Raw genomic sequence first — 15,544 nt, 5'->3', positions numbered from 1 at the left:
CGAATGAAACAAATGATGCAGATATACCGTGAAAACCGTGAATCGGTAGAGGGTTTTTTACTGAGTACGATCAGCGACACTCCTCATCACGATTTCGATGATGAGCAAGTGAAACAATTTTTTAAACGGCTCCCTTGTCTCACCGATATGTATCTGATGGATGAAAAAGGGGAACAGATCACCCCGACATGGCGCAGAAGCGGCCATGATATGAGTTTAAAAGGTACCGATAGAGCCTATTTCATCAACCGTATCCAGTTTGATGATAAAGGTAACTATATCTCCAACCCCTACATCTGTGCCAACAGCGGTCAGCCGAAAGTCTCGGTCGCTCGTAAATACCCGGATGGTAAAATTGCCGTATTTGATCTCGATCTTGTCGCGGTACTGGGGAAAATGCATCTGATCGAGAGTACACGCCTCATCTCCAAACTCTCCATATGGGTTTACGGTCTGCTAGGGGGAGGGTTAGTATTGCTTTCGCTCTTTTTAGGAGGATATGGATTGTTGGGATTTGCCAAAGCTCTTATGAGTTCCGGCGATGAAACGCTTCAGTATGTCTTTAAATCGATCATCGGTATTACGTTGGCGATTGCGATTTACGATTTGGCAAAAACGATCTTGGAGCAGGAGGTATTCTACCGCTCTCTAACTCTCGAAGAGGGGAGTGAATACAAAACCCTGACGAAGTTTTTGACCTCGATCATTATCGCCCTCTCCATCGAATCGTTGATGGTTGTCTTTAAAGTCGCGATCAACGATATCACTAATATGCATTTTGCTTTTTATCTGATTAGCGGAGTCGGTATTTTGATCATCTCTATGGCGGTGTTAAATTATGTCAGCCATAAAAATAAATCCCTTATTTAGAAGTGGGAAAGCAATTCTTCTACGGGACATTTGACGAGATCGGCATCAATGTTTTTTGCCAAAGCTTTTTGTCCTCGAGTAGAAAGGGCTGATGTTAACTCTTTGTGATGTTTTGCGGGAAATGCAAGGTAGCAAGAGTTTGGCTGTGCATTTGCAAGAAGAGCAGAGATATCGTCTGCGATTCGGTGAATCAAACGCTGTTCGCTTTCATGTTCACTACCGTGATCATCCCCCGCTTTGTGCCCGAATCTACCCCGATCATCACTAAGTGTTTCACCCATGCTCTGACGACCCTCAATGTAATTCAAATCGCTTTGCAGTTCCAAATGGTAGCGGTTCGTTTCGGTAATCATTCGTACTTTATAACTTTTTAGTTCTCCCATATCTGCCACAATAACTAATTTGCCGTTATGTTCCATCGGAGGCTCCTTTTTGTTGCGAAGAGTTTTAAATCATTCGAATTTATGATACTCCTATAAAGTTAAAGAAAAGATTACGGCATTGATATAGAATTACTCTATAATAGCGCCAACAAAGAATACATCTAATCAGGAGCCGTTTATGGATCAGGAGTTAGCCTATTTGAATCAGTTTTATCTTAAAGTGATCGATTTTTTAGCCAACTACAGTTTTCAGATTATCGGTGCTTTGATCATTGTTATAATCGGCTGGTTCTTTTCGAAATACGTTTTTAACGTATTGATGAAATTTTTAGAACAGCACGATTTTGATCCGACTCTCAGCAAATTTGTCGCTAACGGTGTCCGCGTATTGATTTTCGGGGCGATGCTGGTGGTCGCTATCGGTAAACTGGGGATATCGATCGCCCCCTTTATCGCCGCTGTGGGTGCGATTTTTTTAACCGCAGGATTGGCAATTCAGGGGAGTGTTGCCAACTATGCCGCCGGAATCTCATTAATCATTACCCGCCCTTTTAAAATCGGTGATACGATCTTGATCAATAAAGTATACGGGGAAGTCGAAGAGATACGCCTCGCCTATACGACGCTCCGCACGGAGGATGAAGAGCTGATTACCGTTCCGAACAAAAATATGATCGGCGAAGTGATTGTTAACTCCTTTAATTACCGTGTTGTCGAATCAAGTGTCGGCATTTCGTATGATGCCGATGCCGAAAAAGCGATTGCCCTTATTCGAGAAGCCATTGAAGGATTTGAAAGTGTCTCTACCGAGACAAAAGCGATTGTCGGGATTGAAAACTTCGGTGAGAGTGCCGTAGAGATCGGTATCCGCTATTGGGTGCCGACCCGCAACTATTTCAAGACACAATTTGAGGTCAATATGGCGATTTATAAAGCGTTGAAAAACGGGAATATTACGATACCGTATCCGCAACGTGAGATTCGAATACAACATACCAATGAGGGGTGAGAATGAGTGAGCGTTTTAATCAAGCCGCGCAGGAGTGGGACAAAGGGGATATGCGCCAAAACATCGCCCACGCGGTTTTTCAAATGATAGCGAGCCGTATTTCGTTATTAAATCATATGAATATCATGGACTTCGGCGCGGGGACGGGGCTACTCAGTTTTAAACTTGCCCCTTTGGTGAAAAGTGTCGTCGGTGTCGATCTCTCCGAAAAAATGCTCGAACAGCTGGCATTGAAAAACACCTCTACGCTTGAGGTAACCCCTCTCTATCATGATATTTTGAATGAGCCTCTGAATCAACAGTTTCACGGAATCGTCAGTTCGATGGCGATGCACCACGTCGAAGATACGGCAGAGCTTTTTAAAGCTTTTCATACTCATTTAAAGCGTGACGGTTTTATTGCCATCGCCGATCTCGAAGCGGAAGACGGAACCTTTCACACGCATGGTAACGAAGGGGTACACCATTTCGGATTTGAGAGGGAGAGACTGCGAACAACAATCGAAAATGCAGGGTTTGAGCATGTCCGTTTTCATAACGCCTACACTGTTGAAAAAGAGAACGGAACGTATCCTATTTTCCTCGTAACGGCCAGTAAAAAGGGCTAAAACCCTCATCTCGCACGCTTCTTGCATTATCATAGATACTTCACCTTTAGGAGTATCCTATGGTCAGCCGCGCAAAAATCAAAGAACTCATGAACGAGAGCGCATGTTCTCACAGCAAAGACAAAAAACCGGGAGAGGGATGCGATAAGCCCAAACCGGGACTTGCGGCGGGGGGATGCGCCTTTGACGGTGCCCAAATCTCCCTTTTCCCCTATGCCGATGCCGTACATCTCGTTCACGGTCCTCAAACGTGTTTGGGTGCGTCTTGGGAGACCCGTGAGACAAAAACGTCCTACACGGGACGTGATCATACTCAGATGGGGTTTACGACGGGGATAAATACCAATGATGTCATCTTCGGCGGGGATAAACGGCTGGACGCATCGATTGACTACATTATGGAGAACTACCGCCCCGAAGCGATTTTCGTCTATTCGACCTGTGTGACGGCATTGGTCGGCGATGATATTGATATGACCTGTAAGAAGGCGAGTGAAAAACACGCCGTTCCGATCGTCCCCGTCCATGCCGCAGGATTTGTGGGGAGTAAAAACCTCGGTTCGCGCCTCGCGGGAGAAGCGGTGTTAGAGCATCTCATCGGCACCAAAGAGCCTGAATTCACGACACCCTATGATATCAACCTGATCGGCGATTACAACGTCACGGGGGATATGTGGCAGTATCTCCCCATTTTTGAGAAGATCGGACTGCGCGTATTGAGTTCGATGAGCGGTGATGGGCGTGTCGGAGATATCCGAACCGCCCATCGTGCTAAACTCAATGTCATCGTGTGTGCCAAATCGCTCATCACCTTGACTCGTAAGATGCAAGAGCAGTACGGTATTCCGTGGATTTCGGTCTCATTTTACGGAAAACGCGATACGACGTTCGCAATCCGCGAAATCGTCGCCGCATTGGGAGATCCTGCACTGATAGAGCGTGCCGAGGCGGTGATTGCCGAGGAAGAGGCGGCGTTAGAAGAAAAAATTGCCCCCTATAAAGCCCTTTTCGCGGGTAAAAAAGCGGTGCTCAACACGGGGGGTAATAAAGCGTGGTCGATCGCCTCGGGATTGCAAGATTTGGGGATCGAAGTAGTGGCTACCAGTGTGGCTAAATCGACGCAGGATGATATCGACAAGGCACGGGAGTATTTGGGCGAAAACGGGGTTCTGATGAAAAAACCCGCTGCCGAGCAGGGGAAAATCATCGACTCTACGGGGGCGCATATCCTCCTCGCGGGGGGGCGGAGTCTCTACACCGCGATCAAGAAAAAAATCTCTTTTATCGATGTTAATCAGGAGAAAAAAACGAGCTACGGCGGATATGGCGGACTCCTAAATCTTGCGGAAGATTTAAAATACGCATTTCGTAATCCCGTCTTTGCTAATGTCGGAAAACCGGCTCCGTGGGAGGTGAATTAGGCGAAGTTTTTTACTAACGTTTGGTTCAGTTCTCTGAGGGAATCCTCAAGGTTAAAATTCGATTTGTAGACATCATGGACGGAGTAGCTTTGTAGCGGCTGTGCACCGCAAAACTGGAAAAGTTTGTGCAAAGCAATGTTCGCTTGATCGACACTCATCCCCTCGAAAAAACCGTTCGGATTGTTAAATTCGCTGACCGGGCAGTTGTAAGTAAAACTGAGCATATATTTTTTATCCTGCATCAATCCGCCGCTGCCGTATTTTTTGGAGGCATCGTCACGGCTCCGCCCGTCGCTGACATAAGTGACGGTGTTGTTTCCGCCCGTGAATACTTCATCGACATATTTTTTTGCCAGCCACGGAAGTCCCATCCAGTAAACAGGAGACTGTACGAAGAAAATATCGGCCCATTTGAACTTTTCGAGCTCTTCGGCAACATCGTATCCTTCCTCAATCGATGTTTCACGTACTTCATAGCCGTTTGCGCTAAAAAACTTTTTTGCCTCATTGAGGAGATTATGGGTTAGATTGCCGTTGGCGAACCCTTCATATTTTTGGTGGAGGTTGAGGAGCAGGACGTGTTTCATAGTATTTTTCCTGAGATGAATATAGAGAAGGATTGTACACCGATAGGGTTAATGGGAGATAAGAGTCGATCTCGCACGCTTCTTGCATAACACCTTATATCAAGGAGTTACCATGGAATTCTCCCTCACACGATCAGAGCACAAACCGCTTCAAGTCAACCCGATCAAACACTCCCAGCCGATGGGTGCAACCCTCGCATTTTTAGGGGTTAAAGATTGTATGCCTCTCATGCACGGGGCGCAAGGGTGTGCTTCGTATACCAAGGTTTTTTTTACCCGCCATTTCAACGAACCTATCGCGATCAACAACACCTCCGTGAGCGACATCACCGCCGTGCTTGATGGTGGGGATTATTCAATTTTGATGGCGATAGAGAATATCCAAAACAAAGATAAAAATCTCAAACCCTCTATGATCGGTTTGCACACGACGGGTCTGACCGAGACCAAAGGGGATGATGTGCGGGGTGTGGGGATGCATATCGAGATTCCTTATGTATTCGTCAACACTCCCGATTATGAGGGGGGGATGGAGAGCGGATGGGCGCTCACAGTCACAGCGATGATTGAACAGCTCACCGAGGCCGCGACCGAGACAAAACCGAATAAACTTGTTTTTCTCCCCCATTTGAGTATGCAGCCTATCGAGGTGGAGAAGATCAAATCTCTCTGTGAGGATTTCGGATTTGAGACTTATGCACTCCCCGATCTCTCTACCTCACTGGACGGATATTGGGAAGCGGGGCAGGGAAAATTAGCAAACGGCGGAATCACAGTGGATCAAATCCGAGATTTAGCCACATCTTCAGTCGTAATTTCGATCGGAGCATCGATGAAAAAATCGGCACTTGCTCTGCAAAAAAAGAACCCTGCAATAGAGCATATCCATTTCGATCATCTGATGGGATTGGAGGGGTGTGACAATTTTGTTAGTGCACTGATGAAAATACGACACTCTGAGCCAAAACCGATGATTAAACGGTGGCGTTCACGGCTGCAAGATACGATGCTGGACAGCCATTTTCTTATCGGAACGTCCCATTTCGTCGTAACGGGAGAGCCTGATATGCTTGTCGGCATATGCGCACTCTTGCGCAGTGTCGGGGGAACTGTTATTGCGGCGGTATCGACGACGTTTAGCGATGCTCTTCACACGATCGAAGCGGAAAATGTTTTCGTCGGTGATTTAGAAGATGCGCGCCGTTTCTTTGATCGTGCGGATATGGTTATCAGTAATTTCCATGCAGAACGAATCTTGCATACGGTAGAGAATACTGCGCTCGTACTCCGAGGATTCCCGAACTATGAAGAGTTAGGGAACCAGCTCAAAAACGATCAGCTGTATGAAGGTAGTACGTACTTTTTGTTTGAGATAGCCAACACATTGAGAAAGGTCAAACATGAACACTAAAATCATAGTCGAAGGGGATAAAACAATGGAAAACGCGATCAAAGTTGCTTTTGCGACCAAAGATATGGAAGAGATCAATGCCCACTTCGGGGGTGCGAAAGAGTTCGTCGTTTACAACGTTTCCAAAGAGGGGTTTGAACTCTCCGAGGTGATTAAAACCGACAGCGTCGCTCCCGAAGATGACGACAAGACCGATTATCGTGTCCGTGCCCTCAAGGGTGTCAATATCATGTACAGCGAGAGTATCGGGGGAACGGCTGCGGCAAAAGTGATCCGAGCGGGAATCCATCCGATGAAGGCCAATGAGTCTACACGGATCGAAGATGTCCTCAAAAGTTTAGTGCAAATGATCAACTCTAATCCTCCGCCATGGATTAAAAATATCATGCATATGCAGACCGAGCACGATGTGCGACAAGACCGATGGGCAGAGGGAGAATAAATGGAAGCGGAAAAGAAAATGAATGCGTTCGGAGTGGAGTTGATACGTCAAATCCGTGCACTCGATCAGTTCGGTAACTGGGCAAAAACGAGTGATGAAGAGTTGTTAATGAAAAAATACGTCAAAACCAAAGAGGATCTTAAATCTATCCCTTTGATCGCTGACATTGATGAGATGCTCACCAACGATATCAAAATGATCTATAAAGCGATCGCTTTGGCATTTGAGCGACAAACGGGTGTCGTGTGCAATGTTATTATGGAGATGAGTCATGAGGGGTTCGGACGATGTGCCATCATCGCCGATCGTATCTGTATCGTCGATAAGTATTTTAAAGATGCACACCGCTTCGGGTTTAGAACATACGAAGCACTGTTTGAAGACGGTGATAAACACCTCTCTAATGCAATCGCGATTTACGAACAATACAAACCATGCAATAAACAAGGATAAGGAGTCTTAAGATGGCAAAAGTAGGAATTTTTTTCGGTAGCAGCAGCGGTGTCACACGGGGTGCGGCAGAACTATTGGCAGATGAGATCAAAGGTGCTGAACTCATCGATATGGAAGAAGATTTTGACGGGATCGATCAGTTTGAGGATTACGATGTATTGATCCTCGGTTCGTCTACGTGGGGGCAGGGTGATCCACAGCGTGACTGGGTTGATCCCCTCTATGAACTGGATAACGAACGTCCCGATTTGAGTGGTAAAAAAGTGGCATTTTTCGGTGCGGGCGATCAAAAGACTCACGGCGAACACTTTTTGAGCGCCTTGGGAAAAATGCACGATCTGTTTGTCTCTCTCGGATCTGAAGCACACGGATTTATTCCGACCAGCGGATACGACTATGAATTTTCACTGGCGGAACGTGAGGGAAAATTCTGCGGTCTCGGGATCGATGATGTCAACCAAAAAGATTTGACCGAAGAACGTGTCCAAACATGGGCAAGCCAACTCAAAAGTGAGATGGGATTATAAGGAGATTATTATGGGAACGTTAGCTGAATTTGAACAAATAAGCGATACGGAAGATTTCTTTGATTTTTTTGATCTTGAATATGATGAACGTTTGGTTCAAGTCAAACGGTTCCATATGATGAAAAAATTTGGTGAGTTGGTAGAAAAAGCCAAGGGGCACGATTTTGGAAATGACGAGAAACTGCTCGAGTATTACCGATTTGCCCTGATCACTGTCTATAAAAATTTTGAAAATGGCTACAGTCCCTCAGCGGCAGATGTTTGGGAAATGTTTGATAAACCGAGTGCCTGCGGTACCTGTTCCACATCGAGCAGCTGTAGTACTATAGAGGAGGTGAGTAATGGAGTCCACGCCTGTACCACAAACCACAGTATCAGTTTCTGAAGAAGATATGCCGATTAATGATGAGGCACGTCGAACCAATCTTTATAAAATGTCGACAAAAGACGAAATCCTCTCTTTGTATCGGGTCGGTCAGCGGGTACGTCTCATAAAAGCGATCCGCAATGATGGAACCTATCCTCATGCTGGGGTCGGTGAGACGCTCGTCGAAGCGGGAGCCGAAGGGTATGTGAGAGCCATCGGCGATTTTTTGCAGACGATACGGGTGTACGAAGTGAACTTTATCGAAGAGGGATTGGTTTTCGGATGCCGCGAAGCGGAACTGGAGAGTGCCCTCGAAGATGACGGATACGACGAAGTCGCCGAAGAGCTTCGATGGATCAAAGAACACCGTGCCCAAAGAGCCGCTGAAAAAGCGGCGCAATCTCAAGAAGAGGGGGAGTAATATCAACATCTTCTGAGATTTTTGCATACCGTATCAAGCGGAATTGGTGCCCTCGCGGCTAAATAATCGTAATCAACAAAGGAGTTGGGATGACAACACGTGTAGAAATTATGAATGACTTTTTGGCGATCAACGTCATACCGGGCAAAACGATTCAAGATATCGTTGAAGCTTCAGGAAGTGCGTTGCCGTTCGGATGCCGTGACGGTGAGTGCGGTACTTGTGTCGTAATGATCGAATCCGGTATGGAGTATATGAGCCCTACAACGGATAAAGAGAAAGCGGTACTTAAAACGCTTAACGAAAGTAATCCAAAAGCCCGTCTTGCTTGTCAAATGAAAGTCGTTGCACCAAACGGATTGGTTCGCATCAAATACTAAGTTTAAACTTCCGTTCATGGTTCGACTCGCTCACCACGAACGGAAACTGCCTCTTTTTTAATCATATAACTGCTTAAAAAAAGCCTATACTTTTCATAAGAACAAAATATGCATTTGATTGCGTAAATGTGTATTTTTTTAGGCGGATTATTATGCAAACCTCACTCTCTTATAAACAAAAGCAACTGCCAAGACTCTCGATGCAGACGTGGCTACCGCTCTTGCAATGTTCCCTAAACGATCTCGAAAAACATTTGCAGGTTATTACGAATGAAAACCCATGTTTAGAGGTTAAATCGGGATTCGAAGAGTCCAACGCCGTAGCCGGAGGGACTGCGGCCTACGGCGCATTTCAGAATTATGTTTCAAACTCTTCGAGCGAGCAAATCGAATGGCTTAGTATCTCATCAACGTCGTTGTATGAAAAACTCGATGAGCAGATCGTAGCCCCGCTGTTTCCGACACCGATTTCCCAAAAAATTGCACGCCAGATCGTCTATTACATCAATGATGAGGGGTATTTTGACGGCTCTATCGAAGAGGTGGCACGACAGTGCGATACCGATACCTATACAGTCGAGCGGGTACGTCAGCGGTTTGCCCATTTGGAGCCTTCGGGTGTAGGAGCGGTCGATTACAAAGAGTCTTTTTTATTTCAGCTCAGCGATTATGATTTGGATGATGAACTCAGTATTTTGCTCGGAGCGATGATTTTACAGTTTGACAAGATGGAAAAATTTATCAAACACCCGAGACTGCATGATGCCAAAGCGGTATTACAGCATCTTCGCAATCCTCCCGCATTGGAGTATATGGAGCCGGAAGCGCAGATCACTCCCGATCTTTTTGTCGAGTTTTCGGGATCGGAACTGAACATTCGGATCAATCATGCCTTTTATCCCGATTTACAGGTCAATATGATCGATAAATACGATAATTTTGCGAAACAAAAATTCAAAGAGGCTCGCGAACTGGTCAAGCTCCTCGATCTTCGCAAAGCGACTCTCTATAACGTAGCCTTGGTGCTCCTTGAAAAGCAATACGCTTTTTTTATGGGGGGAGAGTTGAAGCCTTTGCGTCTTCAAGATGTCGCCGATGAGCTGGGATTCAACGAATCGACGATCTCCCGTGCGATTGCCGATAAATACATCCAAACGGAACGGGGATTGTACGCGTTCAAAGATTTTTTCTCCAACTCGATCGGCGAGGTATCGACCTCTGAGATCAAACATTTTCTCAAACGGCTTGTCTCCAGCGAGAACAAAGATGATCCGTTCAGCGACAAAACCCTTCACGAGATGATCGAAGAGCGTTTCGGGGTGAAGATGGTACGCCGTGTCATCGCCAAATACCGTCAGGAACTCGATATCCCCTCGTATAAAGAGCGATTGTTTTTGTACAAACTCGAATTACTCTAATTCTATGTCAATCTGACAGGTAATAGAGGTTTTCTCTAAAATCACTCTATTATCTCTGTTATGATTATCCATTTAGATTTAGATTGCTTTTTTGCTTCGTGCGAGCGGGTTCGTAACCCCTCTTTAAACGGTAAATGTGTCGCCGTCGGGGGGCGGGGTGATCCGTTTATTTTTGACAAAAAACCCTCCCGCGATAAAAAATTGATGACCCTTAATTCCGGAGCGTTTGTCCCCTCCTTGTTTCACGCCGACCATGACAGCCGTAACTATTTTAAAGACGGGGATACGATACGGGGGATTATTACGACGGCAAGCTATGAGGCGCGTGCTTACGGGATCAAAACGGCTATGAGCGTCCATGAAGCCCTCCGCCTTTGTCCCCATTTGATTGTCCTCCCTCCCAACCATCTCCTTTATCATACGATGAGTCATGAACTGATGGAGTACCTCTCTACCGTAATCCCCGCAATGGAGCAGTACAGCATTGACGAGATGTTCGGCGATCTGGGCGGATGGATCGATGACGCCGATACCTATGAGTTTATTCGAGACCTTCGAAACCGGATTACCATGGAGTTCAAGCTTCCCGTCTCTATCGGTGCGAGCAGTTCCAAATGGATCGCCAAACTTGCCACCTCTGCGGCCAAACCCTACGGTGTTCGGGTCGTTCGTCGAAATGAGATCGAATCGTTCGTCCGAGATATCCCCATAGGCGATTTCCCCGGTGTCGGAAAAGCGTTCTCTCTCAAAATGGAGCGCTATGCCATCAAAACGATCGGAGATGCATGGAAATCGGATACATTGATACAATCGTGGGGAAATCAGGGAAGGGATCTTTACGCACGCCTCAGAGGCGAGGACAACGAGCCGATTCAGCCCAGCCGTTCCCGCAAAGGGATAGGGATATCGCGCTCGATGGATCACCCTATCCAAGAGAGGAGTGAACTGTATCGGCGTATCCATATTTTGGTGCGTCATTGGAGCCATACGATTATGAAGCTGGGGGTGAATCCCACCACCTACTCTTTTTCCTTGGGGTATGAGAATTGGGGAAGTTCCAAAAAACAATACACCCTCTATCGTCTGTTCAACGAAACGTTTTTACACGCTTTTGCCGTGGAAAAGTTTAAAGAGTTGGATATCCATCCCCATATCCGTGTCCGCTATATCGCGATGAGTGCGACCAAGTTTACCCATCATGATCCGAAAAGTTTTGATCTGCTTGAAATCCAAAACGATACCAAAATGCGCAGCCTTACCGATGCGGTGACGAAGATGAGGGATAAATACGGGATGGATATCGTGCGCGGCGGCGGAGAACTGTAAAGGTATCGGTTATGTACCGTAGATAAAGTAATGTTCGCTTGTTTGATGCTTCGCATGATACATTGCTTGGTCGGCACATTTGAGCAGTGTTGAATCATCTTTGCCGTGTCCGGGATAAAAAGCAATTCCGATACTGATGGAGGGGATGATAGTACACTCCTCAAGGATAAGAGGCTGTTTTGTTTTGTCAATAAGGGTTTTGGCAACGCTGATCGCTTCTTCATTGTGCTGGATGGATTCAAAAATAATGGTAAATTCATCTCCCCCCAAACGAGAGACAAAGTCATCTGCGCGTATATTTGCCTGTAACCGTTCCGCTACGGCCTTCAAGAGCATATCTCCGCATTCATGCCCGTAGGTATCGTTGACCTCTTTGAATTGATTAAGATCGATAAAAAAGAGGGCAAATGTCTTATTTCTTCGCTCAGACCGAGAGAGTGTCTGAGTGAGCATTTGGTTGAAAAAGAGGCGGTTTGGTAAGCCCGTTAAAACATCATGATGAGAATCGATGAGCAGTTGTTCTTCATATGCTTTTTGGATTGAAATGTCACTCAGCAGGGCCACATACCGTATCAGCTTTCCATGTTCGTCATGAACTGCTGAAATGCTTTGTAATGAGGGGTAAATTTCTCCATTTTTTCGTTTATTCCATATTTCACCGCGCCATTTTCCGGTCGTATTTACCTCACTAAACATCTCTTCATAAAATTTAGAGTCGTGTTTTCCCGATTTGAAAATTCTGGGATTTTTACCCATGACTTCTTCAAAGCTAAACCCTGTTACACTGCTAAAGGCTTCATTAACTTTGATGATATTTCTGGAAGCATCCGTTATAAAAATCACTTCGGAGGTATTGTGAAATACCGCATCGGACAATAGAAGCTCCGCTTCTCTGATTTTATACTCTTGAATATTGTCGACACTCAGCCAGATATAGGATAATCCTTTCATCGAAATAAGCTTACCCGCAACTTTCACAGCAATACGTTCGTGATGTGCATTGATAAAGAGACTCTCATACGGAGTGAGGCAGCCTGTTTTTTTAAGGGTATTGATATATTTATTTTCTTGATCACGGAGCTCGTCTGCGATCAGATTAAAATAATTGAGATGGTTCGCTTCGTCGTCCATCAAACCGATAATGTCCAAAAAGCTGCTATTGGCATCGACAATTTCCCCCTCAAAGGTACACAAAGCCAATCCGGTAGATGAATTCTCAATCAGAATACGGTTAAAGCGGCGTGAATCTTCGATGTTTTGTACTAAAGGATGGAGAAAATACCAAAAGACGACACTGCCGACCAAGGCTAACAAAATCGTTAATTCTAATGCATATTGCGCTGCTTCGATATAGGGAGCGCGTATTTCAACGAGATCTATTTTTGCGACTAACCCCCAACCGAGATCTTGTATCGGCACATACGCGGCCAGAACGGTTGCTCCCCTATAATCATAGGTGATGTCAACCCCTTTTTGCCCTTTGAGAGCGCGCCGCATCGGCTCGCCAAGGTGAGAGTTCCATAGCACGGGAAGAGATTTGTCCATTTTATAATGGCGCTGTTGGATCAAAAACTGAATTTGATCGCCTTCACGCTTTCCTAGGGTAAACTCTCCTGTTTTTCCAAATCCGGCATATCCGTAATGGGCTTGGGATACTTTTTGAATAATATTCTCGGCGACCTTTTTTTTCATTTCGCTAGAGAGGTTTTTGTGAAGAAGAAATTCTTGTTCTGCCACCACATGAATCATAACCGCTTGAGTCGAGACAAGCTCTTTCAAGCGATCTTTTTGACGATTAAATCCGAGATTATATAAGAGAATAATGGTGAACATTACGACAATGATCATATTCAAGGTTAGCAGAGCAATGAGATAATAAGGGGTTTGTTGTATACGTTTGCTAGCAAAGTAATCGCTAAACAAATTTTTTAACGTTTTCATACTGTTAGCCCTTTCTCCCTTGTAGTGAATTCATATTCAATATTTCACCGATTATATCAGAAAAGAATCAGAAAATAATCTCACTCTCTTGTTTATTTGTTTTGGCGGGATAAGTGGTTATAAATTCCGGTTCCGACAATAAGCAACGTCACCCCGATGATCAGATAAAAAGCATTAATCAGTTTACCGTAATCATCGAGTACAATTTTAAATACCGCCATCAAGGACTCAATCGAGAGGGCAATAATGATGGAGGTTAAAAATTTACTGAGCGTTTTGTTTTGGAGATCATTACCGTAATTAAACGTTTTGAAAAGCACCTCATTTTCAATAAGTGTCTTGGCCAAATCGTAGATGGCAAGCCCGATCGTAATAGAAATAATCGAGGTAAAAATCTCATGCATCACTGCATCTCCCGAATAGGGAGAGATGAGCATATGATAAAAAATATAGGCACCGTAAAAGATTAAATAGATAGAGACTAACCCCAGTAATAATCCGCCGGCACCCATTACAAATCGGTTGATCTGCTCATAGGCACTGTTATGTTCGATAAGACGAAGCTCTTCGAGGAGCTTTAGCATATCGAAATCGGCAACAAGATAGTGATTGTTTTCCCGTTTGACGGCGGTAAGGGTAGGGAGCCCCGTCACATGATGGAGATAGGGGTTACTGATATGGATTGCCTCTTCTGCAAAACTGACCCATTTGAAATAAAAAGATTTATCGGTTCCGTTACGATCGTCATCGATGTAATTTCTCCCAAAACTGGGAGTGTATTGGATAAATGAATCGTTGACGCTGTAGAGTACTTCGGCTGCCTTTTCGGATTCGAAAAAACGGCGCATATCTTTGGCATCGTTAGAGATAGGATGAAAACTTTCCATCGTTGTGCGGAGATAATATTGAACACTGTTTTTGTGTTCGGTGTAGATACTGATGATCCGTTTCATGAAAACTCTCCTTATCTGAATTTTCAATTTAAGTTTTAGCACTCAATGGATTAAGAGCGGGAGAGAATTTAAAGGTAGGAAGGATTTTTAAGGATATAGGGCTAAGGTGAATGTTTCGTTTCTGTAACCATTAGGTTTTACACTTCTGCACTTTTTATGAAGGTTCATTCATGGTCTCCATCCGACTCATCTCCCGTCTCACCATACGCCAAAAAATTACGTTTATTGTGGCGACGACACAACTTTTTGCCATCATCGCCATCTCCATCGGCGTCCTGGGAATGTTTTTTTCAAACGCCTCTTTGGAGCGGATTAATGATCAAAGCCTCCATCCTCTCGATCAGCTTAGAGTGAGCAAACATGCTATGATCAATGTGATTCAAGCGAAAGCACAATTGATATCTGAAGGGCAGGGGGACTACGAGAACGATCTAAAAGCGATCAAAGAGGCACATAAACAGTTTAATACCCAATGGAGTGCGTATTTAAAATCCCCGAAAACAGAGAAAGAACAGCAACACCTCGAAGAGGCGCAAATGCAAGTTGCACGGGCTGATCGCTCTATGAGCGCGCTTGAGCTCGCAATCACGAATCGTGATATTATGGAGATTCATGACTTGGTTCAAAGCGATTTCCCTTTTAGTTTTGCACCTTTGGGGGATCTTTTTGATTCTCTCATCACGCTTCAGCTCGAAAATACACAGATTCTTTACAATCAGGCACAAACGCAGTTCAATCAAACCCTCCTTTTGATAGCGGTTATTTTTCCGATTGGTATGATCGTGATCTTTATTGTCCTCCGACTCATTACCCGTGAGCTGATTCAAAAAATCACCCTTCTTTCCCACATCATCCACCATCTGCGTTCGGGAAATCTCCAAGAGCGAATCCAAGTCGAGGGAAAAGATGAACTCTCAACCGCAGCCTATGAAATGAACGGTTCGATGGAAGAACTGCAAAAAATCCTCGCCAATATCAAATCGACATCGTTTGAAAGTATCGCTACCGCCCAAGAGCTTAACACGGT

18 protein-coding genes are annotated in these 15,544 nt (G+C 45.0%); 14 read left to right on the top strand and 4 right to left on the bottom strand.

Translation table 11 applies throughout. From position 1 onward, the window contains the following. Positions 1-870 (top strand): PDC sensor domain-containing protein (locus A2517_RS04695; protein WP_294894641.1); only part of this gene is annotated, 870 nt, incomplete at its 5' end. Here A2517_RS04695 and A2517_RS04690 read toward each other — a convergent pair. Next, positions 867-1,289, bottom strand: coding sequence for a host attachment protein (locus A2517_RS04690; protein WP_294894639.1), 423 nt, complete (start codon positions 1,287-1,289; stop codon positions 867-869). The two genes, A2517_RS04695 and A2517_RS04690, sit on opposite strands and share 4 nt — an antisense overlap. 142 nt (positions 1,290-1,431) lie before the next feature. On the opposite strand from A2517_RS04690, the gene A2517_RS04685 reads away from it, so the two are divergent. The 3 genes from A2517_RS04685 to nifE are packed head-to-tail and all read left to right on the top strand — an operon-like array spanning position 1,432 to position 4,291. Continuing rightward, positions 1,432-2,262, top strand: a complete 831-nt coding sequence (locus A2517_RS04685; protein WP_294894637.1) for a mechanosensitive ion channel family protein — start codon at positions 1,432-1,434, stop codon at positions 2,260-2,262. 2 nt (positions 2,263-2,264) lie between these two features. Further along, on the top strand, positions 2,265-2,870 hold the full coding sequence (locus tag A2517_RS04680; RefSeq protein WP_294894635.1) for a class I SAM-dependent methyltransferase: 606 nt from the start codon (positions 2,265-2,267) through the stop codon (positions 2,868-2,870). A 59-nt stretch (positions 2,871-2,929) separates the two neighbouring features. Next, positions 2,930-4,291, top strand: coding sequence for a nitrogenase iron-molybdenum cofactor biosynthesis protein NifE (nifE, locus tag A2517_RS04675; protein WP_294894633.1), 1,362 nt, complete (start codon positions 2,930-2,932; stop codon positions 4,289-4,291). On the opposite strand, the gene A2517_RS04670 is transcribed toward nifE, so the two are convergent. Further along, positions 4,288-4,878, bottom strand: a complete 591-nt coding sequence (locus A2517_RS04670) for an NAD(P)H-dependent oxidoreductase (protein ID WP_294894631.1) — start codon at positions 4,876-4,878, stop codon at positions 4,288-4,290. The two genes, nifE and A2517_RS04670, sit on opposite strands and share 4 nt — an antisense overlap. A 112-nt stretch (positions 4,879-4,990) precedes the next feature. Here A2517_RS04670 and nifN point away from each other — a divergent pair, with 112 nt between their 5' ends. The 9 genes from nifN (at position 4,991) to A2517_RS04625 (ending at position 11,623) form a co-directional block, all read left to right on the top strand. Next, complete coding sequence (gene nifN, locus A2517_RS04665; RefSeq protein ID WP_294894629.1) at positions 4,991-6,289, top strand: nitrogenase iron-molybdenum cofactor biosynthesis protein NifN; 1,299 nt, start codon at positions 4,991-4,993, stop codon at positions 6,287-6,289. After that, positions 6,279-6,731, top strand: coding sequence for a nitrogen fixation protein NifX (nifX, locus tag A2517_RS04660; RefSeq protein WP_294894627.1), 453 nt, complete (start codon positions 6,279-6,281; stop codon positions 6,729-6,731). Before nifN ends, nifX begins: the two co-directional genes overlap by 11 nt. Continuing rightward, on the top strand, positions 6,732-7,184 hold the full coding sequence (locus A2517_RS04655) for a NifX-associated nitrogen fixation protein (protein WP_294894625.1): 453 nt from the start codon (positions 6,732-6,734) through the stop codon (positions 7,182-7,184). It begins immediately after the preceding gene. A gap of 11 nt (positions 7,185-7,195) precedes the next feature. After that, positions 7,196-7,711, top strand: a complete 516-nt coding sequence (locus tag A2517_RS04650) for a flavodoxin (RefSeq protein WP_294894623.1) — start codon at positions 7,196-7,198, stop codon at positions 7,709-7,711. Between the two features lie 10 nt (positions 7,712-7,721). Continuing rightward, complete coding sequence (locus A2517_RS04645) at positions 7,722-8,096, top strand: nitrogenase-stabilizing/protective protein NifW (RefSeq protein ID WP_294894621.1); 375 nt, start codon at positions 7,722-7,724, stop codon at positions 8,094-8,096. After that, positions 8,053-8,499, top strand: coding sequence for a nitrogen fixation protein NifZ (locus tag A2517_RS04640; protein WP_294894619.1), 447 nt, complete (start codon positions 8,053-8,055; stop codon positions 8,497-8,499). The genes A2517_RS04645 and A2517_RS04640 overlap by 44 nt, the downstream gene beginning before the upstream one ends. Positions 8,500-8,588: 89 nt before the next feature. After that, positions 8,589-8,879, top strand: coding sequence for a 2Fe-2S iron-sulfur cluster-binding protein (locus A2517_RS04635; protein ID WP_294894617.1), 291 nt, complete (start codon positions 8,589-8,591; stop codon positions 8,877-8,879). Positions 8,880-9,031: 152 nt separating this feature from the next. Continuing rightward, a complete protein-coding gene (gene rpoN, locus A2517_RS04630) occupies positions 9,032-10,297 on the top strand; it encodes an RNA polymerase factor sigma-54 (RefSeq protein WP_294894615.1) in 1,266 nt (421 codons plus the stop codon). A 60-nt stretch (positions 10,298-10,357) separates the two neighbouring features. Then, on the top strand, positions 10,358-11,623 hold the full coding sequence (locus A2517_RS04625) for a DNA polymerase IV (protein ID WP_294894613.1): 1,266 nt from the start codon (positions 10,358-10,360) through the stop codon (positions 11,621-11,623). 9 nt (positions 11,624-11,632) lie between these two features. On the opposite strand, the gene A2517_RS04620 is transcribed toward A2517_RS04625, so the two are convergent. Further along, on the bottom strand, positions 11,633-13,564 hold the full coding sequence (locus A2517_RS04620; protein ID WP_294894611.1) for a diguanylate cyclase: 1,932 nt from the start codon (positions 13,562-13,564) through the stop codon (positions 11,633-11,635). 92 nt (positions 13,565-13,656) lie between these two features. Further along, a complete protein-coding gene (locus A2517_RS04615; RefSeq protein WP_294894609.1) occupies positions 13,657-14,517 on the bottom strand; it encodes a hypothetical protein in 861 nt (286 codons plus the stop codon). A 170-nt stretch (positions 14,518-14,687) separates the two neighbouring features. Here A2517_RS04615 and A2517_RS04610 point away from each other — a divergent pair. Then, on the top strand, positions 14,688-15,544 hold an 857-nt coding region (locus tag A2517_RS04610), incomplete at its 3' end, for an MCP four helix bundle domain-containing protein (RefSeq protein WP_294894607.1).

This window comes from Sulfuricurvum sp. RIFOXYD12_FULL_44_77, from assembly GCF_001830725.1.
GTDB lineage: Bacteria > Campylobacterota > Campylobacteria > Campylobacterales > Sulfurimonadaceae > Sulfuricurvum > Sulfuricurvum kujiense_A.
Note: the sequence above shows the minus strand (reverse complement) of the source record. Positions and strands in the feature narration are given on the sequence as shown.

Coding starts and splice junctions, on each gene's coding strand:
- A2517_RS04645 (WP_294894621.1), top strand. CDS start 7,722: ATGGGAACGTTAGCTGAATTTGAACAAATAAGCGATACGGAAGATTTC.
- nifX (WP_294894627.1), top strand. CDS start 6,279: ATGAACACTAAAATCATAGTCGAAGGGGATAAAACAATGGAAAACGCG.
- A2517_RS04655 (WP_294894625.1), top strand. CDS start 6,732: ATGGAAGCGGAAAAGAAAATGAATGCGTTCGGAGTGGAGTTGATACGT.
- A2517_RS04635 (WP_294894617.1), top strand. CDS start 8,589: ATGACAACACGTGTAGAAATTATGAATGACTTTTTGGCGATCAACGTC.
- A2517_RS04650 (WP_294894623.1), top strand. CDS start 7,196: ATGGCAAAAGTAGGAATTTTTTTCGGTAGCAGCAGCGGTGTCACACGG.
- A2517_RS04620 (WP_294894611.1), bottom strand. CDS start 13,564: ATGAAAACGTTAAAAAATTTGTTTAGCGATTACTTTGCTAGCAAACGT.
- A2517_RS04640 (WP_294894619.1), top strand. CDS start 8,053: ATGGAGTCCACGCCTGTACCACAAACCACAGTATCAGTTTCTGAAGAA.
- nifE (WP_294894633.1), top strand. CDS start 2,930: ATGGTCAGCCGCGCAAAAATCAAAGAACTCATGAACGAGAGCGCATGT.
- A2517_RS04670 (WP_294894631.1), bottom strand. CDS start 4,878: ATGAAACACGTCCTGCTCCTCAACCTCCACCAAAAATATGAAGGGTTC.
- A2517_RS04615 (WP_294894609.1), bottom strand. CDS start 14,517: ATGAAACGGATCATCAGTATCTACACCGAACACAAAAACAGTGTTCAA.
- nifN (WP_294894629.1), top strand. CDS start 4,991: ATGGAATTCTCCCTCACACGATCAGAGCACAAACCGCTTCAAGTCAAC.
- A2517_RS04690 (WP_294894639.1), bottom strand. CDS start 1,289: ATGGAACATAACGGCAAATTAGTTATTGTGGCAGATATGGGAGAACTA.
- A2517_RS04625 (WP_294894613.1), top strand. CDS start 10,358: ATGATTATCCATTTAGATTTAGATTGCTTTTTTGCTTCGTGCGAGCGG.
- rpoN (WP_294894615.1), top strand. CDS start 9,032: ATGCAAACCTCACTCTCTTATAAACAAAAGCAACTGCCAAGACTCTCG.
- A2517_RS04680 (WP_294894635.1), top strand. CDS start 2,265: ATGAGTGAGCGTTTTAATCAAGCCGCGCAGGAGTGGGACAAAGGGGAT.
- A2517_RS04685 (WP_294894637.1), top strand. CDS start 1,432: ATGGATCAGGAGTTAGCCTATTTGAATCAGTTTTATCTTAAAGTGATC.